14 protein-coding genes are annotated in these 19,091 nt (G+C 41.1%); 4 read left to right on the forward strand and 10 right to left on the reverse strand.

The window, feature by feature from the left end; genetic code table 11:
• Nucleotides 1–67 precede the first annotated feature (67 nt).
• Nucleotides 68–1,396, forward strand: coding sequence for a glycosyltransferase family 4 protein (locus V7L31_RS10675; RefSeq protein ID WP_334696195.1), 1,329 nt, complete (start codon nt 68–70; stop codon nt 1,394–1,396).
• Nucleotides 1,397–1,639: 243 nt separating this feature from the next.
• Complete coding sequence (locus tag V7L31_RS10680; RefSeq protein WP_334696196.1) at nt 1,640–3,367, forward strand: Rqc2 family fibronectin-binding protein; 1,728 nt, start codon at nt 1,640–1,642, stop codon at nt 3,365–3,367.
• A gap of 100 nt (nt 3,368–3,467) precedes the next feature.
• On the opposite strand, the gene V7L31_RS10685 is transcribed toward V7L31_RS10680, so the two are convergent.
• From V7L31_RS10685 to V7L31_RS10700, 4 genes are all read right to left on the reverse strand, one after another.
• Nucleotides 3,468–3,695, reverse strand: coding sequence for a type II toxin-antitoxin system HicA family toxin (locus V7L31_RS10685; RefSeq protein WP_322704835.1), 228 nt, complete (start codon nt 3,693–3,695; stop codon nt 3,468–3,470).
• The gene (locus V7L31_RS10690; RefSeq protein ID WP_094330857.1) at nt 3,688–3,897 is read right to left on the reverse strand and encodes a type II toxin-antitoxin system HicB family antitoxin; all 210 of its coding nucleotides are present in this window, start codon (nt 3,895–3,897) and stop codon (nt 3,688–3,690) included. The genes V7L31_RS10685 and V7L31_RS10690 overlap by 8 nt, the downstream gene beginning before the upstream one ends.
• 68 nt (nt 3,898–3,965) lie before the next feature.
• Nucleotides 3,966–4,538: a hypothetical protein gene (locus tag V7L31_RS10695; protein ID WP_334696197.1), complete on the reverse strand. Its 573-nt coding sequence runs from the start codon at nt 4,536–4,538 to the stop codon at nt 3,966–3,968.
• Nucleotides 4,539–4,827: 289 nt separating this feature from the next.
• Entirely contained in the window at nt 4,828–7,458 is a 2,631-nt protein-coding gene (locus tag V7L31_RS10700) for a DNA polymerase III subunit alpha (RefSeq protein ID WP_334696198.1), read from the reverse strand.
• Nucleotides 7,459–7,651: 193 nt separating this feature from the next.
• On the opposite strand from V7L31_RS10700, the gene V7L31_RS10705 reads away from it, so the two are divergent.
• Nucleotides 7,652–8,944: a dicarboxylate/amino acid:cation symporter gene (locus V7L31_RS10705; RefSeq protein ID WP_334696199.1), complete on the forward strand. Its 1,293-nt coding sequence runs from the start codon at nt 7,652–7,654 to the stop codon at nt 8,942–8,944.
• A 20-nt stretch (nt 8,945–8,964) separates the two neighbouring features.
• Here the strand turns inward: V7L31_RS10705 and V7L31_RS10710 are convergent, their stop codons facing one another.
• The 5 genes from V7L31_RS10710 to V7L31_RS10725 all read right to left on the reverse strand — a co-directional run bounded on the left by V7L31_RS10710 (nt 8,965) and on the right by V7L31_RS10725 (nt 16,898).
• On the reverse strand, nt 8,965–9,144 hold the full coding sequence (locus V7L31_RS10710) for a hypothetical protein (RefSeq protein ID WP_334696200.1): 180 nt from the start codon (nt 9,142–9,144) through the stop codon (nt 8,965–8,967).
• A 396-nt stretch (nt 9,145–9,540) separates the two neighbouring features.
• Entirely contained in the window at nt 9,541–9,624 is an 84-nt protein-coding gene (locus V7L31_RS32595) for a hypothetical protein (RefSeq protein WP_442944400.1), read from the reverse strand.
• A 69-nt stretch (nt 9,625–9,693) separates the two neighbouring features.
• Entirely contained in the window at nt 9,694–12,711 is a 3,018-nt protein-coding gene (locus V7L31_RS10715; RefSeq protein WP_334696201.1) for a hypothetical protein, read from the reverse strand.
• A gap of 578 nt (nt 12,712–13,289) precedes the next feature.
• Complete coding sequence (locus V7L31_RS10720; RefSeq protein WP_334696202.1) at nt 13,290–15,002, reverse strand: diflavin flavoprotein; 1,713 nt, start codon at nt 15,000–15,002, stop codon at nt 13,290–13,292.
• A 156-nt stretch (nt 15,003–15,158) separates the two neighbouring features.
• Nucleotides 15,159–16,898: a diflavin flavoprotein gene (locus V7L31_RS10725; RefSeq protein WP_334696203.1), complete on the reverse strand. Its 1,740-nt coding sequence runs from the start codon at nt 16,896–16,898 to the stop codon at nt 15,159–15,161.
• A gap of 1,035 nt (nt 16,899–17,933) precedes the next feature.
• Here V7L31_RS10725 and V7L31_RS10730 point away from each other — a divergent pair.
• The gene (locus tag V7L31_RS10730) at nt 17,934–18,425 is read left to right on the forward strand and encodes a helix-turn-helix domain-containing protein (RefSeq protein WP_334696204.1); all 492 of its coding nucleotides are present in this window, start codon (nt 17,934–17,936) and stop codon (nt 18,423–18,425) included.
• On the opposite strand, the gene V7L31_RS10735 is transcribed toward V7L31_RS10730, so the two are convergent.
• Nucleotides 18,422–19,090, reverse strand: coding sequence for an ABC transporter ATP-binding protein (locus V7L31_RS10735; protein WP_334696205.1), 669 nt, complete (start codon nt 19,088–19,090; stop codon nt 18,422–18,424). The two genes, V7L31_RS10730 and V7L31_RS10735, sit on opposite strands and share 4 nt — an antisense overlap.
• Between the last annotated feature and the right edge of the window lies 1 nt (nt 19,091).

Below are 19,091 nucleotides of genomic sequence, written 5' to 3' on the forward strand. Positions count from 1 at the left end.
ATTCAGGCAACTTGTAAACGAGCTTGGAACAGTATAAAACTTTGTGAAAATGAGCCACACACAAACTATGAACTCTACCACCGAAAAACGTATCGCCTTGATTTCTGTCCACGGAGATCCGGCGATTGAAATAGGCAAAGAAGAAGCTGGGGGACAAAATGTTTATGTGCGCCAGGTGGGTGAAGCCCTAGCGCAGCTAGGATGGCAAGTTGATATGTTTACCCGCAAGGTTAATCTGGAGCAAGACTCGATTGTTGAACACAGCGATAATTGTCGAACTATTCGTTTAAAAGCTGGCCCTCTTGAGTTTGTGCCGCGAGATAAAATTTTTGATTATCTGCCTGAATTTGTGGATAATTTCCTTAAATTTCAAGTAAAAAATGAGATTACATACCAGTTAGTTCACACTAACTACTGGCTCTCTAGTTGGGTGGGAATGGAGTTAAAGAAAATCCAAGGGAGTCAACAAGTTCACACCTACCACTCCTTAGGAGCGGTAAAATATAACACTATAGAAAATATTCCTCTGATTGCTAGTGTGCGATTAGCAGTAGAAAAACAAGTGTTGGAAACAGCAGAGCGAATTGTGGCGACAAGTCCACAAGAACAACAACACATGCGATCGCTAGTTTCCACTAAAGGCAATATTGACATCATTCCCTGTGGTACAGATATTAAGCGGTTTGGCTCCATTGCACGAGAAGCAGCTAGGGCGGAATTGAGAATTGACAAAGAAGCCAAAGTCGTATTATATGTAGGGCGTTTTGACCAACGCAAAGGTATAGAAACCTTGGTGCGTGCAGTCAACAAGTCTCAACTACGCAACTCGAAAAATATCCAGCTAATTATTGGTGGTGGTAGCACTCCAGGTAACAGCGACGGAATTGAGCGCGATCGCATTGAAGCTATTATCAACGAATTGGGAATGAGCGACTTTACCATCTTTGCTGGTCGTCTAAGTCAAGATATTTTACCAACCTATTACGCAGCTGCCGATGTTTGCGTTGTTCCCAGTCACTACGAACCCTTTGGACTCGTAGCGATCGAAGCGATGGCAAGCGGTACACCAGTTGTAGCTAGTGATGTCGGCGGACTTCAGTTTACTGTGGTTAATGAAGAAACTGGTTTATTGGCTCCACCGCAAGATGTAGATGCTTTTGCATCTGCCATAGACCGAATTCTCTTAAATCCAGAATGGCGAGATGAATTGGGTAAAGCCGGTAGAAAGCGCGTCGAAAATAAATTTAGCTGGGATGGTGTAGCAAGTCAACTGAGTGAACTTTACACCCAACTGTTGCAACCACAGCCAGTAGCGCCAACAGCAAAAGAACTAGTACGCTCAACTACAGAACTAGTGCAATCAACTGCAAAAAAACCAGTTTTGGTTGCTAAATAACGCTTTTGCGTAACAAATAATGGTGAGTGAGCTTAGAAAACTCAACACCGAAAACAAACTGTATAAAAAACTAACTTATTACCTAAACGCAGAAGCTTATCTTATGATAATTTCTGCGTTTTTTGATTCGCAGCTATCACCAAACCAAGTAACCGCTATGATAGGTGAGGTCTGTTATGCTTTAACTAAACAAAAATAAAGGCATAGCGATCGCTACCATTTGAATGTTAACAAGTAATCGCTTTGCAACCAGTTGACTTTACCACTCTCACAGCTGCTTGTAGCGAAATCCGCGCTAACTGGCTACCATCACGCTTAGAACAGGTTTACCAGCGCGATCGCTACACGATTGCGATGGCATTACGCACCCTGCAACAGCGAGATTGGCTACAGATTTCTTGGCATCCCCAAGCTGCACATATTTGTATTGGCGATCCGCCACCGCGATCGCCTGATACTTTTACTTTTAGCCAACAATTGATACACCAATTGGGTGGTTTAGCACTGGTGGCGATTGAAGCGATCGCCCCTTGGGAGCGGGTTATCGATTTGCAATTTGCCCGTCGTCCTGGAGAAAGCGCCCTATATCATGTCTATGCAGAAATCATGGGCAAGTATAGCAACGTCATTCTCACCGACGCTAACAATATAATTATCACCGCCGCTCATCAAGTCAGTCAGCAGCAATCTAGTGTCCGTCCCATCCAAACCGGACAGCCTTATGAAACACCACCGAAACTGACTGGAACCGTCCCCAGTTTGAGCGAATCTCAAGAACGTTGGCAAGAACGGGTAAGTTTAGTACCAGGGGCAATTAAGCGGCAGTTGCTCAAAAGTTATAGTGGCTTGAGTGCAGCGCTACTGGAATTAATGCTGCTAGAAGCAAATATCGCCCCAGAAACATCTACCGATACTCTCAACTCCGACGACTGGCGACGGCTGTTTGAGCGTTGGCAAGAATGGCTGCAAGCTTTGGATTCTAGTAAATTTCAACCCGCTTGGACAAAAGATGGTTACACCGTAATGGGTTGGGGTGTAGTTGAAAAGGTCAAAAATATTCAGGAGTTACTCAACCACTACTACAGTAACCAGATCGATCAACAGTTATTTTCGCAATTGCGCCATCAATTGAGTCAGAAATTGAATAATATTCTGGCGAAATTACGCAATAAAGCTCAAACCTTTCAGACGCGCTTGCAGCAATCAGATCGAGCGGATGATTATCGGCAAAAAGCTGATTTATTGATGGCTCATCTGCAAAACTGGGAACCAGGGATGAAAGAAATTATCCTGGCAGATTTTGAGACAAATTTGCCAATTGCGATCGCACTTCAGCCAGATAAAAATGCCGTCCAAAATGCCCAAAGTCTTTACAAACAGCACCAAAAGCTGAAACGCGCCCGTGCTGCCGTGGAACCGCTACTATTGGAAGTGCAGACAGAAATTGAGTATTTAGAACAAGTAGAAGCTGCGATCGCTCAGATAGACACCTATCAAACAGCAGAAGATTTACGAGCTTTAGAAGAAATCCGCGAAGAGTTGATTGGGCAAAAGTATCTAGAAGATCCAGAATACCGTAGCCGCAGTGCAAACGAACCCCCCAGCACCAACTTTCATCGTTACCTTACCCCCGGCGGCTTTGAAGTATTAATCGGTCGCAACAATCGCCAGAATGACCAATTGACCTTTCGTGTAGCTGGAGATTATGACTTATGGTTTCACGCTCAAGAAATTCCAGGAAGCCATGTGTTACTACGTCTAGAACCGGGTGCTGTGGCAGAAGAAGCTGATTTACAATTTGTGGCTAATCTTGCCGCTTACTACAGTCGTGCCCGTCAGAGTGAGCAAGTACCAGTAGTTTACACTCAGCCAAAACACGTTTACAAACCCAAAGGAGCAAAACCCGGAATTGCAATTTACAAGCAGGAAAGTATACTTTGGGGAAAACCGCAAATGGTCATTAGTCATTAATCATTTGTCATGGGGCATGGTATTATACTTATCCCCTTTGTCTCCCAATCCCCAGTTCCCTCAACTCGTATCAAATCCAATTCGCACTCAAAGCGATCGCTTACAGATTTTCTATAAACTCTTCCGGTGTAACTTGCGCTTGCTTAAGAATGCCGCTCAATGTCCCTACCTTCAATTCTTGATGCACGGGTACAACACAGCCAGTTGTCCCTTCCGGCGTTTGCTTTTTCATCACAACATGACTACCGGTTTGTCGAATTTGCTCAAAACCCAAACGCTCCAATGCCCGAATTGCCTCTCTACTTGAAATTCGTGGCAACTTAGGCATAGGTGATCTCAATGCTGGTCATGTACCTTGGAGATGTTTCAGGTAGAGGAAATTCCTCTAAGTAAAGCTGCGTTGCCTCTCTTAAGCTAGCAATTGCCTGTTCGATTGTCTCTCCCTGATCGACCGTACCAACTTCGGGACATTCAGCTATATACATATCGTCCTCTTTATAAATGAGGACTGCAAAGCTGCGAGTTTTCATCGTACTGTATCCTCAATCCTTTTTATAGCAAGCATAGCATCACCACTCCCTCACTTTTAAAACATCCTCTAATCAAAGTTTTCCGAAAGTAACTGTTTAGCTGGGTACTCAGAAGGGAAATTTGATATATATTCTTTAAAAACTTTAAATTTTTTTATTAGTTTATTATCTAAATCTTTATTGATATGAAATAATTCATTGTTATTCAGATACCCAAGCGTAACTGCTTCCAATCCAAAACAAATTGCTTCTCGATCCCACTCTAATTCATTTGGATTAACAATTACACTTTCAATGTCTTCAATAATTTTTAATACCATCTCAACATTAGAATTTCCATTATCCCAATAGCCAGAAAGAAAATTCATGAATGATTTTTTTTGAGCGAGTGTACAAGTAGTGAGCAATGATAATAAATGGTTGTCAACAGAATATCGATTTGAAATAGATCGTAAAATTCGTCCTAATTTCCACGAACGCTCAAAGCCATATTCAAATGAAGATGGAGATTTTAATGTATTTAATAAACCTTGAATTACAGCATCGTGAGAGTAGTCATTCAAAAAAGTATCGATTTGATTTTCATGTAAATCAAAAATTTCCTGATGTAAGAAATCTTTTATCTTTTGATTTGAATTCATAATTTAATATTTCACTCCTACATTTAATCCTGCTTCAGCTTGAGCTTTACTTGTAGCTTGTCTAAGTTCTAAATCACCTAGTCCTGGGTCATAATACCTCGCTCTGTGATAATCTAATCCAGTAGCACTATCCCTTTAGCATCACCTTTCTCTATACAGATCGCCGTCATGTACATCTATCAGTGGAACGATCGCTTTCAGCAACCATAAAAATAAAAGTATTTGTCTTGCAAATACGATCGCTGCTAATTCAACAGCGTAATCTCATACTACTAAAGTTTTATTCTGGCTAACTCGGCAAATTATCTACCCGCATCAAATCTAATTCGCTCTCAAATATTTCATCAATTGGCAACATTTGACCATCAACAGTCATAAATTTATGGTCTTTTGTTGCCCGAATTATTGAACCATCCTCTAAGCAATATTCAAACACCTCTTGTTGTCCGCGATCATGCCACTGTGCTACAGGTTGCGTGTAAATATTTCCATTATTATCAACGCTGTACACACTGCATTCAATGCCTTTTTCGACAATTTCTCCAATCGGCATTAATCCATATTCTACTGTCAATATTTCCGTGTCATAGCTTAAACAATATTCAGCAAACTTCAACATCTGCTCAAATAATTCATCCGCAACCTTTTTCTGAACACCATTTTTCGCCGCGCCATCTACAAATTTTTCTCGCTGCTTTTGCATCTCAGAAACTTTCTTTTTACCCATCGCCCGACGCAGCAAGTCAGCTTGTCCTAAAGAATATCCGGCCATATCTTGAGCAATTTTCATGATTTGCTCTTGATAGACCATAATTCCATAAGTTTCGTCTAAGATTGGTTCTAAAACTTGGTGTTGATAATCAATCTTTTCTCGACCATGTTTGCGATTAATAAACTTAGGAATTAGCCCCGCATCTAATGGGCCGGGTCGATAAAGTGCCAAAATAGAAGAAATATCTTCTATATTAGAAGGCTTCAAATCTCGCACAATCTGACGCATCCCAGAAGATTCTAATTGAAATATCCCCTCTAACTCACCTGCTTCTAGTAATTCATAAGTTTTCTGTACATCTTTTGGTAAAGTGCTATGTTCACCTTTAGCTAATATTCTTTGGGCTTTTCTTTCCTGGCGGGGAATTTCATCAGGATCGACCCGATATCCTCTCGTTTCTTGAATCAAATCTACAGTTTTTTGAATTAGCGTTAGGTTCCGCAAACCCAGAAAATCCATTTTCAATAAACCCATTGATTCCAGGTCTTCCATGAAATATTGGGTAATCACAGAACCGTCATTATTCTTCTGTAACGGCACAATTTCATCAAGAGGATCGGCAGAAATTACCACACCTGCTGCATGAACACCAAAAGTTTTGTTAGTTCCTTCAATTCGCATTGCCATATCAAGCCAATGGCGAACATGGGGTTCTTTATCATATTTCTCTTTAAACTCTGGTTCTGGAGTTTTATCGGAAACCATCACCTTGAGTTTCGTTGGTTTTCCCCGCACCACAGGAATCATTTTCGCCATTTTGTCAGCTTCCCCATAGGGAATATTTAATACTCTGGCGACATCTTTCAAAACCGCTTTAGAAGTTAGACGGTTAAAAGTAATAATTTGGGCAACTCTATCTGCACCATATTTTTCAGTTACATAATCAATCACTTTATCCCGTTGTTCAATACAGAAATCCGTATCAATATCAGGCATTGATTTCCGTTCTGGGTTCAAGAAACGCTCGAATAGTAACCCATGATGTACGGGGTCAATATTAGTAATTCGCATTGCATAAGCAACTAATGAACCAGCCGCAGAACCCCGACCCGGCCCCACAGGAATATTATTATCTCTAGCAAATTTGATGTAGTCCCATACAACTAAAAAGTATTTGGAAAAACCCATCTGCTGAATCATTTTCAGTTCGTATTCCAATCTTTCTTTATAGACGGAATCGACTTCTTGACGAGATTTGCGATTTAGGCGTTCTAAAAGTCCATTCCATGCAACATCTTCGGCATAAGTGTCAGCAGTATGACCGGAGGGAATCGGAGGTGTAGGAATTTGAGGCTCACCCATGATATGGTAAGGCTCAACTTTATCAGCCACTTCTTCGGTAGTTGCGATCGCTTCTACAATCACATCATCTGGTAAATGGTCACGAAATAGCTGCCGCATCTCTTCACCAGACTTGAGATACTCAGTACCGCTATAACGCATCCGCTTATCTTCAATGATTAATTTGCCAGTTTGAATACATAGCAAAGCGTCGTGGGCTTCAACGTCAAAACAAGAAATAAAATGCGAATCATTAGTCGCAACAATTTTAATGCCTAGTTCCCTAGCAATTTTGACTATTTCTACATTCACAATCCGGTCTTCTTGGGAACCGTGGTCTTGAATTTCTAGATAATAATCATCACCAAATACCTCTTTATACCATTGGGCAACCTTCCGGGCGGCATCTGGTCTATTACTGAGAATCGCTTGCGGAACTTCTCCACCCAAACAAGCGCTGGTGACAATCAAGCCTTCATGATATTGTTTTAATAAATCTTTATTAATACAAGGACGAGAAAAAATTCCTTTGCCTTGAACACCTTTGAGGTGAGAAATTGTAGTTAATTTAACTAAATTTTTGTAACCTTTAGTATTTTTAGCTAAAACAACTTGATGATATTTGGGGCGGCGTTCTTGTTTCTCAATATCACCGTTAATTACATACATTTCATTGCCGATTATCGGCTTAATATTTTGGCTACGGCAGATTTTGATCAGTTCAACGGCTCCATACATGACACCATGATCGGTAAGGGCGATCGCTTTCATCCCCAGTGCGATCGCTCGATCTACCAACTCTGGTAACTGACTTGCCCCATCGAGCAAACTATAGTCGCTGTGAATATGTAAAGGAACAAAAGACATAAGCATCTCCAACCACAAGCCAAGATCCCTCTAGGGGCCTACCTTGTGGTATACCCTTTTGAGCTAGATTTTGCAAAGCAACGGAATATTAGATTAACAGTTTTTAACTAAAATTAATGCTGTTCTTTTTCGGGAATTGTCACTATCATTAGTGTTGTTTTAATAGTTACAGTAGTTAAGCAGTACCTAGCCAATGAGTCAAACAGAGAGAACTACTTCGCCTGCAACCAAAGCTAGCCCTTGGTGGCAGCGTATCCCTCTCACCTTACAAATTCTCATCGCCTTAGTCGCCGCAGTCAGCGTCGGAATTGCCCTTGGTGCGGGGAATCCCAACCCCAGCAACGCGGTTTTAATCAACAATTTAGCAATTCCGGCTGAATTGGTGCTAAAGGCTCTCCGCGCCTTGGCTACACCTCTAATTCTGGTAGCGGTGCTACATACTTTGATGACTACCAATATCCCTGGTACAGCTGGGCGGCGGTTGGCAGTACTACTTTTAACCAACACAACTGTAGCTATTTTAGTGGGACTTTTGGTAGCGAATGTACTGCGTCCGGGAACTTGGGGCAATGTAAACACCTCAACAACTACGGCAGTAACTACTCAGAGTCTCGATCCTTGGGGAATACTCAAAGATGCTGTCCCGGAAGCAGTTCTCAAGCCATTGGTTGATAATAATGTCATCCAACTGATTGTAATTGCCCTGAGTTTTGGCATCGTTCTGCGGGGATTAAAATCTGAACAAATCGCCCAAGGCAAGAATGGATTCCAGCCGATAGAGGATGTCATCGGAATTTTATTTGAAGCGGTAGTCCGCATCCTCAACTGGGTAATTGCCTTAGTGCCGTTCGCAGTCTTTGGAATTGTAGCCAAAACTATTGCGATGCAGGGCTTTGCACCGTTTAAATCTTTGGGTGCATTTATCGTCGCCGTATTGTTAGCACTAGTATTGCAAGCTTGCTACTACCTCACCAGAGTAAAATTTGGTTCTTGGGTACACCCGCTAAAATTTCTAGCTGGCGGTTCTGATGCCTTTTTAACAGCTTTCTCAACTTCTTCCTCGGCGGCGGCAATGCCCGTAACCTTTGAGGTTCTGCAAACAAAAGTCGGTTTAAGGGAATCTTCTGCTGCCTTGGGGGCATTAGTTGGGGCAAATTTCAATAATGATGGTACTGCCCTCTACGAAGCAATGTCTGCGTTGTATATTTCCCAACTAATTGGGCAACATCTGAGCTTAACACAGCAGTTAGTTGTCATCCTTACCTCGATATTTGCCTCGGTAGGTGCGGCAAATATTCCCAATGCTGGATTGGTGACAATGACACTGGTATTCACTTCTGTCGGCTTACCTACCCAGTACATTGCTTTGCTAGTTACTGTAGACTGGTTTTTGGATCGCTGCCGCACCGCAATTAATGTCATGGGAGATATGACTGTCAGTGCTTTACTTGACGGCAAAAAGCCTCGTTCTGTGGACGAGGCTTAGTTTGCCAGCTTTTCAAATATCTAATGCTGTTGAGGCCCTTTGGCGTCACATTCTTTACTCCAGCAACGTTCTAGAAGTTGCAGACGCCACATCAAGACAAAACGTTGGGGATTCAATACTAATTTAGTCTCGCGGCTAAATAAGGGCTGGTTCAGATATTGCCAAAGAGGAAATTTAATTTTGGTGTGTTTTGGAGTCATAAGAACAAAAAATAATATAAAAGTTTTGTCTAGAAACTACCTGATAGTGTTTTTCTAGTTAAAGGCTACACTGTGCTTTTACAATTGTCTTTGTGGCAATTGCGGAATTTCAGTAGGTGAATTTATGTTGTTTCCGCTTTAATACTGAAATTGCACGCACCATTTTTTTGATTCCACCGGACAGAAGGCGACTGGTTCAAATACTCCTGGTGTTTAGGCGATGAAAATTTCGCCGCAGGGTAGAAACAACCTTTGACTCTGAGCGATCGCACTCAAGAGAGTTTATAGCCAGTGGTTCCTCATTTCAGGAATTTACCAGAAGTTCTCGGAAGTTGGCGATCGCTAATGGTGTAGTTGAAGCTAGCCGCACCACTGACACCAGTTATAGTGAGGCTGCTAGCATCGATGATCGTTACCCAGCAACGTATTTACTTGGATACTCACAGCAGTATTTTTAGCAGCGCTAGCAGTATCCCTCACTGCAAGAGGTGCATCGTTGACTGAGTTGATGTCAGGTTCAAAGTACCAATGGTACTGCGGTTACAAACTTTATTCGGGGGATTTTAACTTACGAGACACCTTTTGATAGAACTCAAAGGCTTCTTTCAAAGAAGAAATATCCTTTTCAAAAATATTATCTTTTCCAAAAGCCTTGGGGTATTCCTGATGTTCAAGTATAGTCTCCACTGCGCTCTCTAACTGCTTTATCAAGGTATTTATTTGATCTTCTAAGTTTACTAATTCTGTTATTGCATCTGAACAACGCTTGCCAATAGCATTTATTTCTCCAAGAAAATCTTGAACTATTTCTAAATCTTCAAGAGGCTTGAATTTTTCAATCGTGATCCAGATTTTGTCGATATTAATATCGAGTTTAGTGGTGTTCTTTTTGAGAGCAATGTTCTTCTCATAAATGATTTTTTTAAGTAGTGCTAACTGCACGGGATACATTGCCTTATCGTGTATTCTTTCATGTTTAATAGCTGAAGCATCTTTTGTTGCCTTATCTAAATAATTGAATTTATTAGCTTTATCTTTGGCAATTTGTTCCCGAACCTCGTCCCGAACCTTGCCCTTAATTTTTCTCGTTCTCCAGTTCTTGATCTGACTGAACTTATGCTCACTACCTTCGATTTGCTCTGGATTATTAATCTGTAGTAGCACTGATTGCTGTTGCGAAAGAGAAACTATATTTTTAAATGATTCAAGTTGACTAGACAGGTTATTAATTAACTCGTTTAATTCCTTCAAATTATTCAACTGATTGGCTTTTTGATTAGCTTTTTGATTCTCTGTTAGAGGAACTGCATTCGAGCGTTTTTCGATGGCTTCTATGAACTGTGGATTGTCTTTGATACTTGGAGCATAGCCCAGTTGAGTACGTTTATCTTGTAGTTTCTGCTGACGTTCTTTATCAATTTTACCCAATTCTTTATGGTTGCCAAAATCATCTGTAAAAAGTCCTGTTCGTTCCCCCTCAGGGATATCAACACCTAAAATGTTGTATAGCTGACTAGGTAAAACTTTATCCTCTCCGGTTCTACCCTTAATTCTTAACTCATATTCTTTTACTTTGTTTTTACTGCTTTTAGGATCGAGAAGCTCATTTTCATCTCTTGCATTGTATAAGTCGAACAATTCTCGGAGCGAAATTCCACCATGTTTATCTGCTTCTCTAATGAGAAACTGAATATCTTCTAGGTTACGCAAGGCTTTTTCTTCATCAAAAACTTGTTGCTTTTCTGGTTTATTACCGGACTTATCTTTATAGGTAGCTGCCTTAAGTACTTTTTTTAAGTGTTCTTGATCCATATTTAAGATGCATTTTTTAGTCTCATCAGTAAGCTTTTTATTCGCATTAGGTAATCCAACAGGAAACGAGCTTGAGTATTCGCCAGTTTGATTCCTAGTCACTTTCGCGATTCCATAATCATCATTATCAATCTTTTTTAAGTTACCTTGATCAAACATATATTGGGTATACGAACCGTCCTTATATTGAAACAGCATATCTAATATTACGGCATCCTGAATTTTTTGCTTATCTATGTCCAGTTCCTTAAATTTTTCAAGAGTAAGTTCTTGTGTAGCTTTTTCTAATTTTTCCTCAAAACCAAATTTCTTTTTGAGTTCAGATTTTGTTTTCGGTTTAATCACGTCTGTTTTCTTACCTGTCTTTTCTATTACAAATTTATTAAACTCTTCATTTACTAAGTCATACGCATCGGAAGAGGGTGATGCAGACATTTTTTTATCTCCAGCTTTTCCTGGTGCTAGAGTAGAAAGAAGATTATTCCGTTTGTTCTTTCTATCTACCTGGCTCTGCGGCATTGATGTAGCAAGCGGCATGTGTGTAAATCCCAATTCATGAGCTACTAAAGGGATAAATACAGCTCGTTTACGTTCTGATTTTCGTTCATCATAATCTCTGTCACCAGGCCCGCCATCGTTTTCTTCCTTGATTACATGAGTTACAGGATCAGCATCTGAACTTCCTGCTTTTTTATAGGAATACACCGTCCCAAAAGCCCCACGACCTAGCGGCATAGTACCTGCTTTCTCAAGAGCGTTTTCATTAGTCAATTGCTCAAGTTCTTGATACTGCTTCCGAGTTTCTGTATTTTTCAAAGTTTTTATGAACTCATCCATTCCTTTTGTTCGCCCAGGTTGAGATGAGATTATGTTCTGATCAGGCTCACTTGTCTGATTTGATTTTTTTCGTTTTCTTGGATCTGGAAAAGGCTTTAAATCTTGTGGTCTCGGATGTTCCTTCAACCACTCTACCGGATCTATTTTTCCGACTTGATTAATAGCAGTTAGCTCTGGGTTAAAACTATCTTCTTTAGCATCTTCTTGGGAAGTGAGACTATCTACTGAGTTATCTGGTAACTCAGCTTTCATGTTTGTATCAATAACTCCTGTCTGATTAATAGATTCTTCCAAATCAGATGGTGTTGTCATATTACCGTCTAACACACGCTGCACCATCGGTTTGTTTTGAAGTTCTTCCCTCGGCATTTTCTCTTGCTGGAGATTATTAGTATGTGGCTTCATTTGCAATCTATCTTCATCTTCTGACATCTTCTCTGGCTGAAGTTTATTAGTTTGTGGTTGATGAATCTGTTGCACAACTTGATATGCTGTTTCATCTGCTTGTTGTTCATATTTATCCCCAGATGCCCCAATTGTCAGCTTTGCCTGAATTGGTGTTGCTTCATTAGGTCGCCTTAGTGAATAATTGGCAATGTTATGGCCAAACTGCTGTGCCGTTTTCAATTTTGACAGCAATAATCCATTCATATTGGCTTGCAATCCATCTAATCGTTCCTGTCCTTGTGGGGTTATTGTGCCAAACTTTGCTTGTAGCTCTAGCTTTGTTGCTTCCATTTTTTGCCCAGCAAAGGTTTCACTCTCTATGTCCTGTTGTGTCTTTGCTACAACTAACTTGTTTTGTGCTTGAATTCCAAAGGGTCTAGGTGCGAGCTGTGATGATGTCGCTGGTGTTTGGGAACTTGAAAGGGTATAATTTTGGAGTTTTTGGACTTTTTGGGCCTTTTCTAATGGCATATTGCACCTACATTTTATTTTTAGCAGATGGTATTTAATATCTGTACCTTGAAGTTAGTAATAATTCAAGATCAGGACTCAATACTGCTGGGGTTTTGCATTTTCAACTCGGAATTTGATTTTGGGAAAAGGGTAAAGGTTAAAGGTTTTTTCTTTCCCCTTCCCCTTTTCCCCAAAACCCGACAAGTATTGGATCAGGACTTACGCAAAACATTAGAAATCTCCGAAAAAGACTGTAGAGACGTAGCACTGCTACGTCTCTACAAGGGTTATGGGTGACGCATATTTAATTTCTGGAGATGTCTATTGATAAAAAGCTTAATTTATCGAACCGCGAAGAGAGAGCATCTCACTTTTGTAAAAACATACCTATCGTGGGTTTCAAATTCTTTAAGTCCGCGTAGGCAAACTACCTGCGGGAAGCTGCAAAGCGTCTATGTTTGTGTAGCTGCGATTTCTAGTTGCTTAATTTCTTCATAAATTTATGTGGTTTATACATAAAATAAAACCCTGTACAAAGTTTTACGTTATTGTACAGGATTGTCTATTATTCTATATATTTAAGACAAGCTCATTGTCTAATAATGAGTGCCAGTTTTACGATGGTTGATGGCAGTAACAGCATCAGGCTTGAGTAATTTACCTTCGTCTACAGTTGCATAGATGACCCAATGATCGCCACATTCTAGACGTTGGTTGACTGAGCATTCCAAATATGCTAAAGCGTCGGTGAGGACGGTACAGCCATTATCTGCAAGTGCTGTACTAAAGTTGGCAAACCGATCTTCTCCAGGGGCGAAAGATTTACGGAAATGTTTCATGTAATCTTGATGATTGCCTTCAGGTAGAATATTTAAGGCAAACTTACCGCCTGGATACATCAAAGATTCGATCGCTCGGTCTTTGGCGATCGCCACAGTTAGTCCCGGTGGGTTGAAGGTGGCTTGAGAAACCCAAGCGCCTAACATCCCCGTAGACACTTCTCCTTGTTTCGCTGTCACCACGCAAACGGAACCAACAATCCGACCAACAGCTTGTTCCACTGGGGTAGCGGCTTGTTGGGGTAAGCGTACCTTTTTAGCCTTTCTCAGTGCTTGGGCAAAGTCTGTACCTAGTTCTTCACAGAATTTGAGAGTGACATCATCAGGTTTAAACTTCACCTTCAAGGTGTCAAAGCCGAAGCGGTATCCAGCGTCCCGGAGTTTACCTTCGATTAAGTCAAATGCTTCGCCACTCCAGCCATAAGAACCAAAAACCCCGGCGAGTTTGCTATTGTCACCACTCGATAGCACAATCCCTAAAGCAGTGTGAATGGGAGTTGGTGCATGACCACCGATGGTAGGAGAACCAATGATAAAACCCTCTGACTGCGCTAGGTTGATGCGAATTTCATCAGGGGTAGCAAATTCACAGTTGATTGATTTAACTGCAACTCCACCTTTAGTTAGTCCCAGAGCGATCGCGTGTGCTAAAGTCGCCGTATTCCCGTAAGCTGAAGCGTAAAGTAAGGCAACAGAAATTTCGCGATCGTTGTGAGAATGGCTCCACTCTCCATAAGCCTTGGTAAGTTCAATTAAGCTACTGCGTACCAAGGGCCCATGACCCACAGCATACATTCTCACCTGCAAATCTGAAATTTTCTCTAAAGCTGCTTGCACATGAAGAGTTTGGGGAGCCATCAGGCAGTTAAAATAGTAACGCTGGTCTTCTTTGAGCGCTTCCCAGTTATCATCAAACACTTCATCACCACAGAGATGAGTTGCAAATAACTTATCTGTGTAGAGAATTTGGGTTTGCTGATCGTAGGTACAAAGTCCTTCCGGCCAGCGCGGACTAGGAGTGGGGAAAAATTTTAAAACATGACCCTTCCCTAAATCCAGAGTTTCTTTCCCCCGCATCACCAAGACATTTAAATCTTGTTCTAGAAAAGCAGCCCGCAAATTGTTCGCACCAGGAAGAGAACAGACAAAAGTTACCTGTGGTGCCAGTTCTAAAATTGCTTTGAGGGTTGCAACTCGGTTGGGGTTGAAATGACCCAGGATAATATAATCCAAAGTTGTCAAATCTAAAGTCTGCCGCAATGCCTCTAAATAAATTTCGGTAAAGCTTTCTGGCGGTGGATCGATAAGTGCGGTTTTATCAGCTTCAATTAAATAGCAATTGGAGGTTGTACCTCTTTCAAGTGCGTATTCAATTTCAAACCGCAGACGTGACCAACTACGTGCCCTGATAGCTTTAGTATTTGTAGCAATTGGTAAAACTTGTACGTCGCGTGGCTTGGAATTGGTCATAGCTGTTTTATAGTTGGGGAACAGAGACTAGGGACTGGGGAATGGGGACTGGGGAATAGGGACTGGGGAATGGGGACTAGAGACTAGCGACAAGGGAAGAGTTTTCCCAATCCCCAATACCCAGTCCCCAATACCCAATCCCCAATACCCAATTCCTTAGTAGTAATTACCTACTTTGCGATGGCGAACGGCTGTCAATCCATCGTTTTTGGAGACACGACCTTCTTGGACGGTGCAGTATAAAATCCAGTGGTCGCTGCATTCCATGCTGGTCTGTATTTCACATTCCATGTATGCCAAAGCATCTGTCAGAATCGGCGAACCGTTTTTCGCGGTTTGAGTTTTTACTCCTGCAAAGCGGTCAGCACCAGGATGCAGGCGTTTGAGGAAGTGTTTTTTGAGTTCTTGATAATTGCCTTCTTCCAAAACGTTGAGGACGAAGCGATCGCCTACTTGCATTAAGGAATCAATGGCGCGGTCTTTGGCAACGGCTATTGTGAATCCTAATGGTTGCAAACTCGCTTGCGTTACCCAAGATGCCAGCATTGCACTTGAGACGTTATCTTTTTTGGTGGTGACTATATATAGTCCGCTGCTAATCCGACCCAGGGCCTTTTCCATGTTGACATCAAGGGACTTAATTTGCTTGATGTTGCGATCGCGCACTAGCAATTGTCCGATGTCTTTACCCGCTTCTTCACACAACTGGAATGTTGATGCTGTGGGAGCCTCTTTAATCCGAATTGGTGGGAAAGCTTCTTTGATGCCAGAGTCAAGAAATTGTCTGCGGAGTGTATCAATGGGTTCATCATCCCCACCGTAACATTCAAACAGCCCAAGAAATTGCTTGTTCTTGGCAACAGCTAGCACTGAACTGATACTAGCTTGGGCGGCGGCGGCGGTAGTCGAGGGCATCCCGATAATGATCCCAGCTGCTCTCCCGGCTAGTTCTTGAATTTCTTGGCTGCCAGCAGTACTCAAATCCAGTACTTCTACGCCAACGCCAGTTTTCAGGATACCTTCAGCAATTGCGTGACCAAGGCGTTCGCCATACCCATATTCTGAGACGAAAAACAAACCAACTGTTGTTTCTGCTTTAGCTTGTTTTTGGCTCCAATTTTCGTAGCACCCGGTCAGAACATCTAAATGGTGGTATAATAGTGGCCCGTGGCCATTTGCGATAATATTAATCTTTCCAAGATCGCCCATCCGCTTCATGGCATTCACCAAAGAACGAGCGTTAGGGCCCATCAAACAGTCGTAGTAAAATCTAAAGTCAGCTTCGATCGCTTCTAAATCTTCGTCAAAGGTGCGATCGTCACAAAAGTGCATCCCAAAAGCATCACAGGTGTAGAGAATTTGGGTTTTGCGGTCAAAGCTAAAGATTGTATCTGGCCAGTGTAGGTTAGGCGCACTCACGAATTCGATTTCGTGTCCTTTGCCAATATCAATCCGATCGCCAGTTTTGACAACCCGCTTGGAAAAAGGATCGTGTACTAAGCCTTCTAAAAACTGAAGCGCAACTTTTGAGGCTAAAACAGTAGCTCTAGGAGCTAACTGGAGAACATCTTCTACTAAGCCGCTATGGTCTGGCTCTGTGTGACTAACAATTATGTAATCAATTGTTTTGGGGTTGACAAGACCTTTGAGAGTTTCTAAATACAGATCGCGAAACTTCTGATGAGAAGTATCAATCAAAACTGTTTGTTCGCCTCTAATTAGATATGAATTATAGGTTGTGCCGTTTTGCAGTCCGAATTCGATATCGAAGCGATCGCGATCCCAATCAAGAGAGCGAATCGCCGTTGTGTTAGGGGCAATTTCTACAGTTTGTATAGTTAGCCGATGTTGAACGTTCTCTGCGTTGGCCTTGCCGGTCGTAGACATCGATACCATTATTCGTCTCCGAGCGCAAATTAACAGGTTTTTCTTCTGCCCCCATTCTCTCTATTATTTAATGTTGAAGTTGTAATGAATATCAGTTTTTGAAAAATTTAACTTGTATCAATTATTGCTGTTTTTTAGCAATAAATATGAATCTTCAAAATCTACTAAATATTAATTAAATTTTCAACTTTACTGAGTATTTAATTTTGCTGATTTATCTAGCCTCATCCTAATTCAAAAATATCATACCAATTATGTTTTTGACCAAAAAGCCATAGTTTAAACAATATTTTATTGCTATTTGATTTACCAACCATAAATCAATACGGTTACGTTAAGGCAACAGACGCGATGAATCGCCGTCAAGATAATAATCAGTCTTTTGTCTTGACGGCGATTCATCGCGTCTTTGTATCTGAACCGTATTACCTTAAAAATAATTAGGAAAGGTAGGAAAAGTGGGAAAAGTAGGAAAATCTTTTTTAGGCTTTTAATAAGCATCACATAAGCTGTTGACACTAGTTAATCCAATGAGTATTGAATATGTTGTTGTCTCAATCAAAAATCTGGTGACGTAAAATATAAACTTTGTGTAAAGTAGAGAAAATAAATATTGTTTTGGAGATAATCAAGTCAAATTTTCAGAGGCTAGTTGAATAAAAAGGAACAAGGCCTGCATATCTTTTTCTACTCATCCAAAGGAAAACTAGTGTCAAAATCATTTTTAAAGTTTCGATAAACCTCCGTAATCATAGGAATAATCTCAGAAATTTAATGATACAGTCCTTTATTATCGACTTTAGACATTAATCAGGACTAACACCAACAAATTATTCTTGTCGTAACTTGAAGCTGTAGCTTATAGCTACTACAAGAACAGGTTTGCCTATATGAGTAGGTTAATGGTGTCATCTCTGATATATCTAACTTTTTAGAAAAATCCATTTTTGATGATAAATGGCAAACTTTGAATGCCAGTATCTTTAATACTTGTAGTCAAGCTTTAGATGTGTAAATACATACTTAATTTTTAAGTATGTAGGCATGAATAGACATAAAAAGTGTAAAAGGTTATTGTTTATGGGATGCCGATTAAAAGTGTTTCTAACTGAAGAAGAAAAGCTGACTTTAGAAGAGTTGAGAAAAGCCAAAGATGTTCCTCAACGTACTAAGGATCGCGCTCAAGTTTTACTGCTGAATACTCGCGGCTTAAAAAATGAGCAAATTGCAAAAGGTTTGAACTGGGCGATTTCAACAGTGCGTCAAACCCTTCATCGTTGGGAAAAAATGGGTTTAGCAGGTTTATGGGATGCTCCTGGTAGAGGAGGAAAACCCCGATATTCAGAATCAGATTTAGTTTATCTCGAAAATTGTTTGGCTCAAGAGTCAGAGACTTATAACTCTAAACAATTAGCCAAAAAACTGGCATCTGAGCGTCAAGTAAACTTGAGTGCAGATCGCTTACGACGGGTATTGAAAAAAAGGGGAAGGAGGTTTGGAAGCGCACATACACAAACCCAGGAACAGCATAATTAGCTGATTAAACCATCTTGGACTCGAATTACTCGTTTCGTTTGAGCAGCGATCGCCAGATCGTGGGTGACAATCACAATTGTCATACCTTGTTGGTTGAGTTCAGTGAATAAATTCATTACCTCTTGGGATGTTTGAGTGTCTAAAGCACCCGTTGGTTCATCAGCTAGCATCAGTGCTGGGCGGTTAACTAACGCACGAGCGATCGCAACTCGTTGTTGTTGTCCTCCAGAAAGCTGGTTGGGAAAATTGCCTAAGCGATCGCCTAATCCCACCTGTGTCAGTGCTTGAATTGCTTGCTGGCGGCGTTTTTGCTTAGGGACATTGGCGTAAATCATCGGCAGCATGACATTTTGCAGCGCGGTAGCACCTGGCAACAGATTAAATTGCTGAAATACAAAGCCAATGCGCTGATTGCGGATATGCGCCAGTTCGTCATTGCCGAAACTAGTCAAGTTTCTACCTTCTAAAATGTAGTGTCCGGCCGTTGGACAATCTAGGCAGCCAATCAGGTTCATCAGTGTAGACTTTCCTGAACCAGATGTGCCCATAATGGCAACATACTCTCCTTGCTCAATTGTTAAATCAATCTGCTTCAACACGGGTACTGTCACTTCACCCAAGCGATAAGTTTTGCTAATCGCCTGCATCCAAATCATAGTTGTCATA

Source organism: Nostoc sp. (assembly GCF_036916655.1).
Taxonomy (GTDB): Bacteria; Cyanobacteriota; Cyanobacteriia; order Cyanobacteriales; family Nostocaceae; genus Nostoc.

What these genes read in the sequence shown, in the direction of transcription:
- V7L31_RS10675 (WP_334696195.1), top strand. Translation starts at nt 68, where the DNA reads ATGAACTCTACCACCGAAAAACGTATCGCCTTGATTTCTGTCCACGGA.
- V7L31_RS10685 (WP_322704835.1), bottom strand. Translation starts at nt 3,695, where the DNA reads ATGCCTAAGTTGCCACGAATTTCAAGTAGAGAGGCAATTCGGGCATTG.
- V7L31_RS10690 (WP_094330857.1), bottom strand. Translation starts at nt 3,897, where the DNA reads ATGAAAACTCGCAGCTTTGCAGTCCTCATTTATAAAGAGGACGATATG.
- V7L31_RS10695 (WP_334696197.1), bottom strand. Translation starts at nt 4,538, where the DNA reads ATGAATTCAAATCAAAAGATAAAAGATTTCTTACATCAGGAAATTTTT.
- V7L31_RS10700 (WP_334696198.1), bottom strand. Translation starts at nt 7,458, where the DNA reads ATGTCTTTTGTTCCTTTACATATTCACAGCGACTATAGTTTGCTCGAT.
- V7L31_RS10705 (WP_334696199.1), top strand. Translation starts at nt 7,652, where the DNA reads ATGAGTCAAACAGAGAGAACTACTTCGCCTGCAACCAAAGCTAGCCCT.
- V7L31_RS10710 (WP_334696200.1), bottom strand. Translation starts at nt 9,144, where the DNA reads ATGACTCCAAAACACACCAAAATTAAATTTCCTCTTTGGCAATATCTG.
- V7L31_RS10715 (WP_334696201.1), bottom strand. Translation starts at nt 12,711, where the DNA reads ATGCCATTAGAAAAGGCCCAAAAAGTCCAAAAACTCCAAAATTATACC.
- V7L31_RS10720 (WP_334696202.1), bottom strand. Translation starts at nt 15,002, where the DNA reads ATGACCAATTCCAAGCCACGCGACGTACAAGTTTTACCAATTGCTACA.
- V7L31_RS10725 (WP_334696203.1), bottom strand. Translation starts at nt 16,898, where the DNA reads ATGGTATCGATGTCTACGACCGGCAAGGCCAACGCAGAGAACGTTCAA.
- V7L31_RS10730 (WP_334696204.1), top strand. Translation starts at nt 17,934, where the DNA reads ATGAATAGACATAAAAAGTGTAAAAGGTTATTGTTTATGGGATGCCGA.
- V7L31_RS10735 (WP_334696205.1), bottom strand. Translation starts at nt 19,090, where the DNA reads ATGACAACTATGATTTGGATGCAGGCGATTAGCAAAACTTATCGCTTG.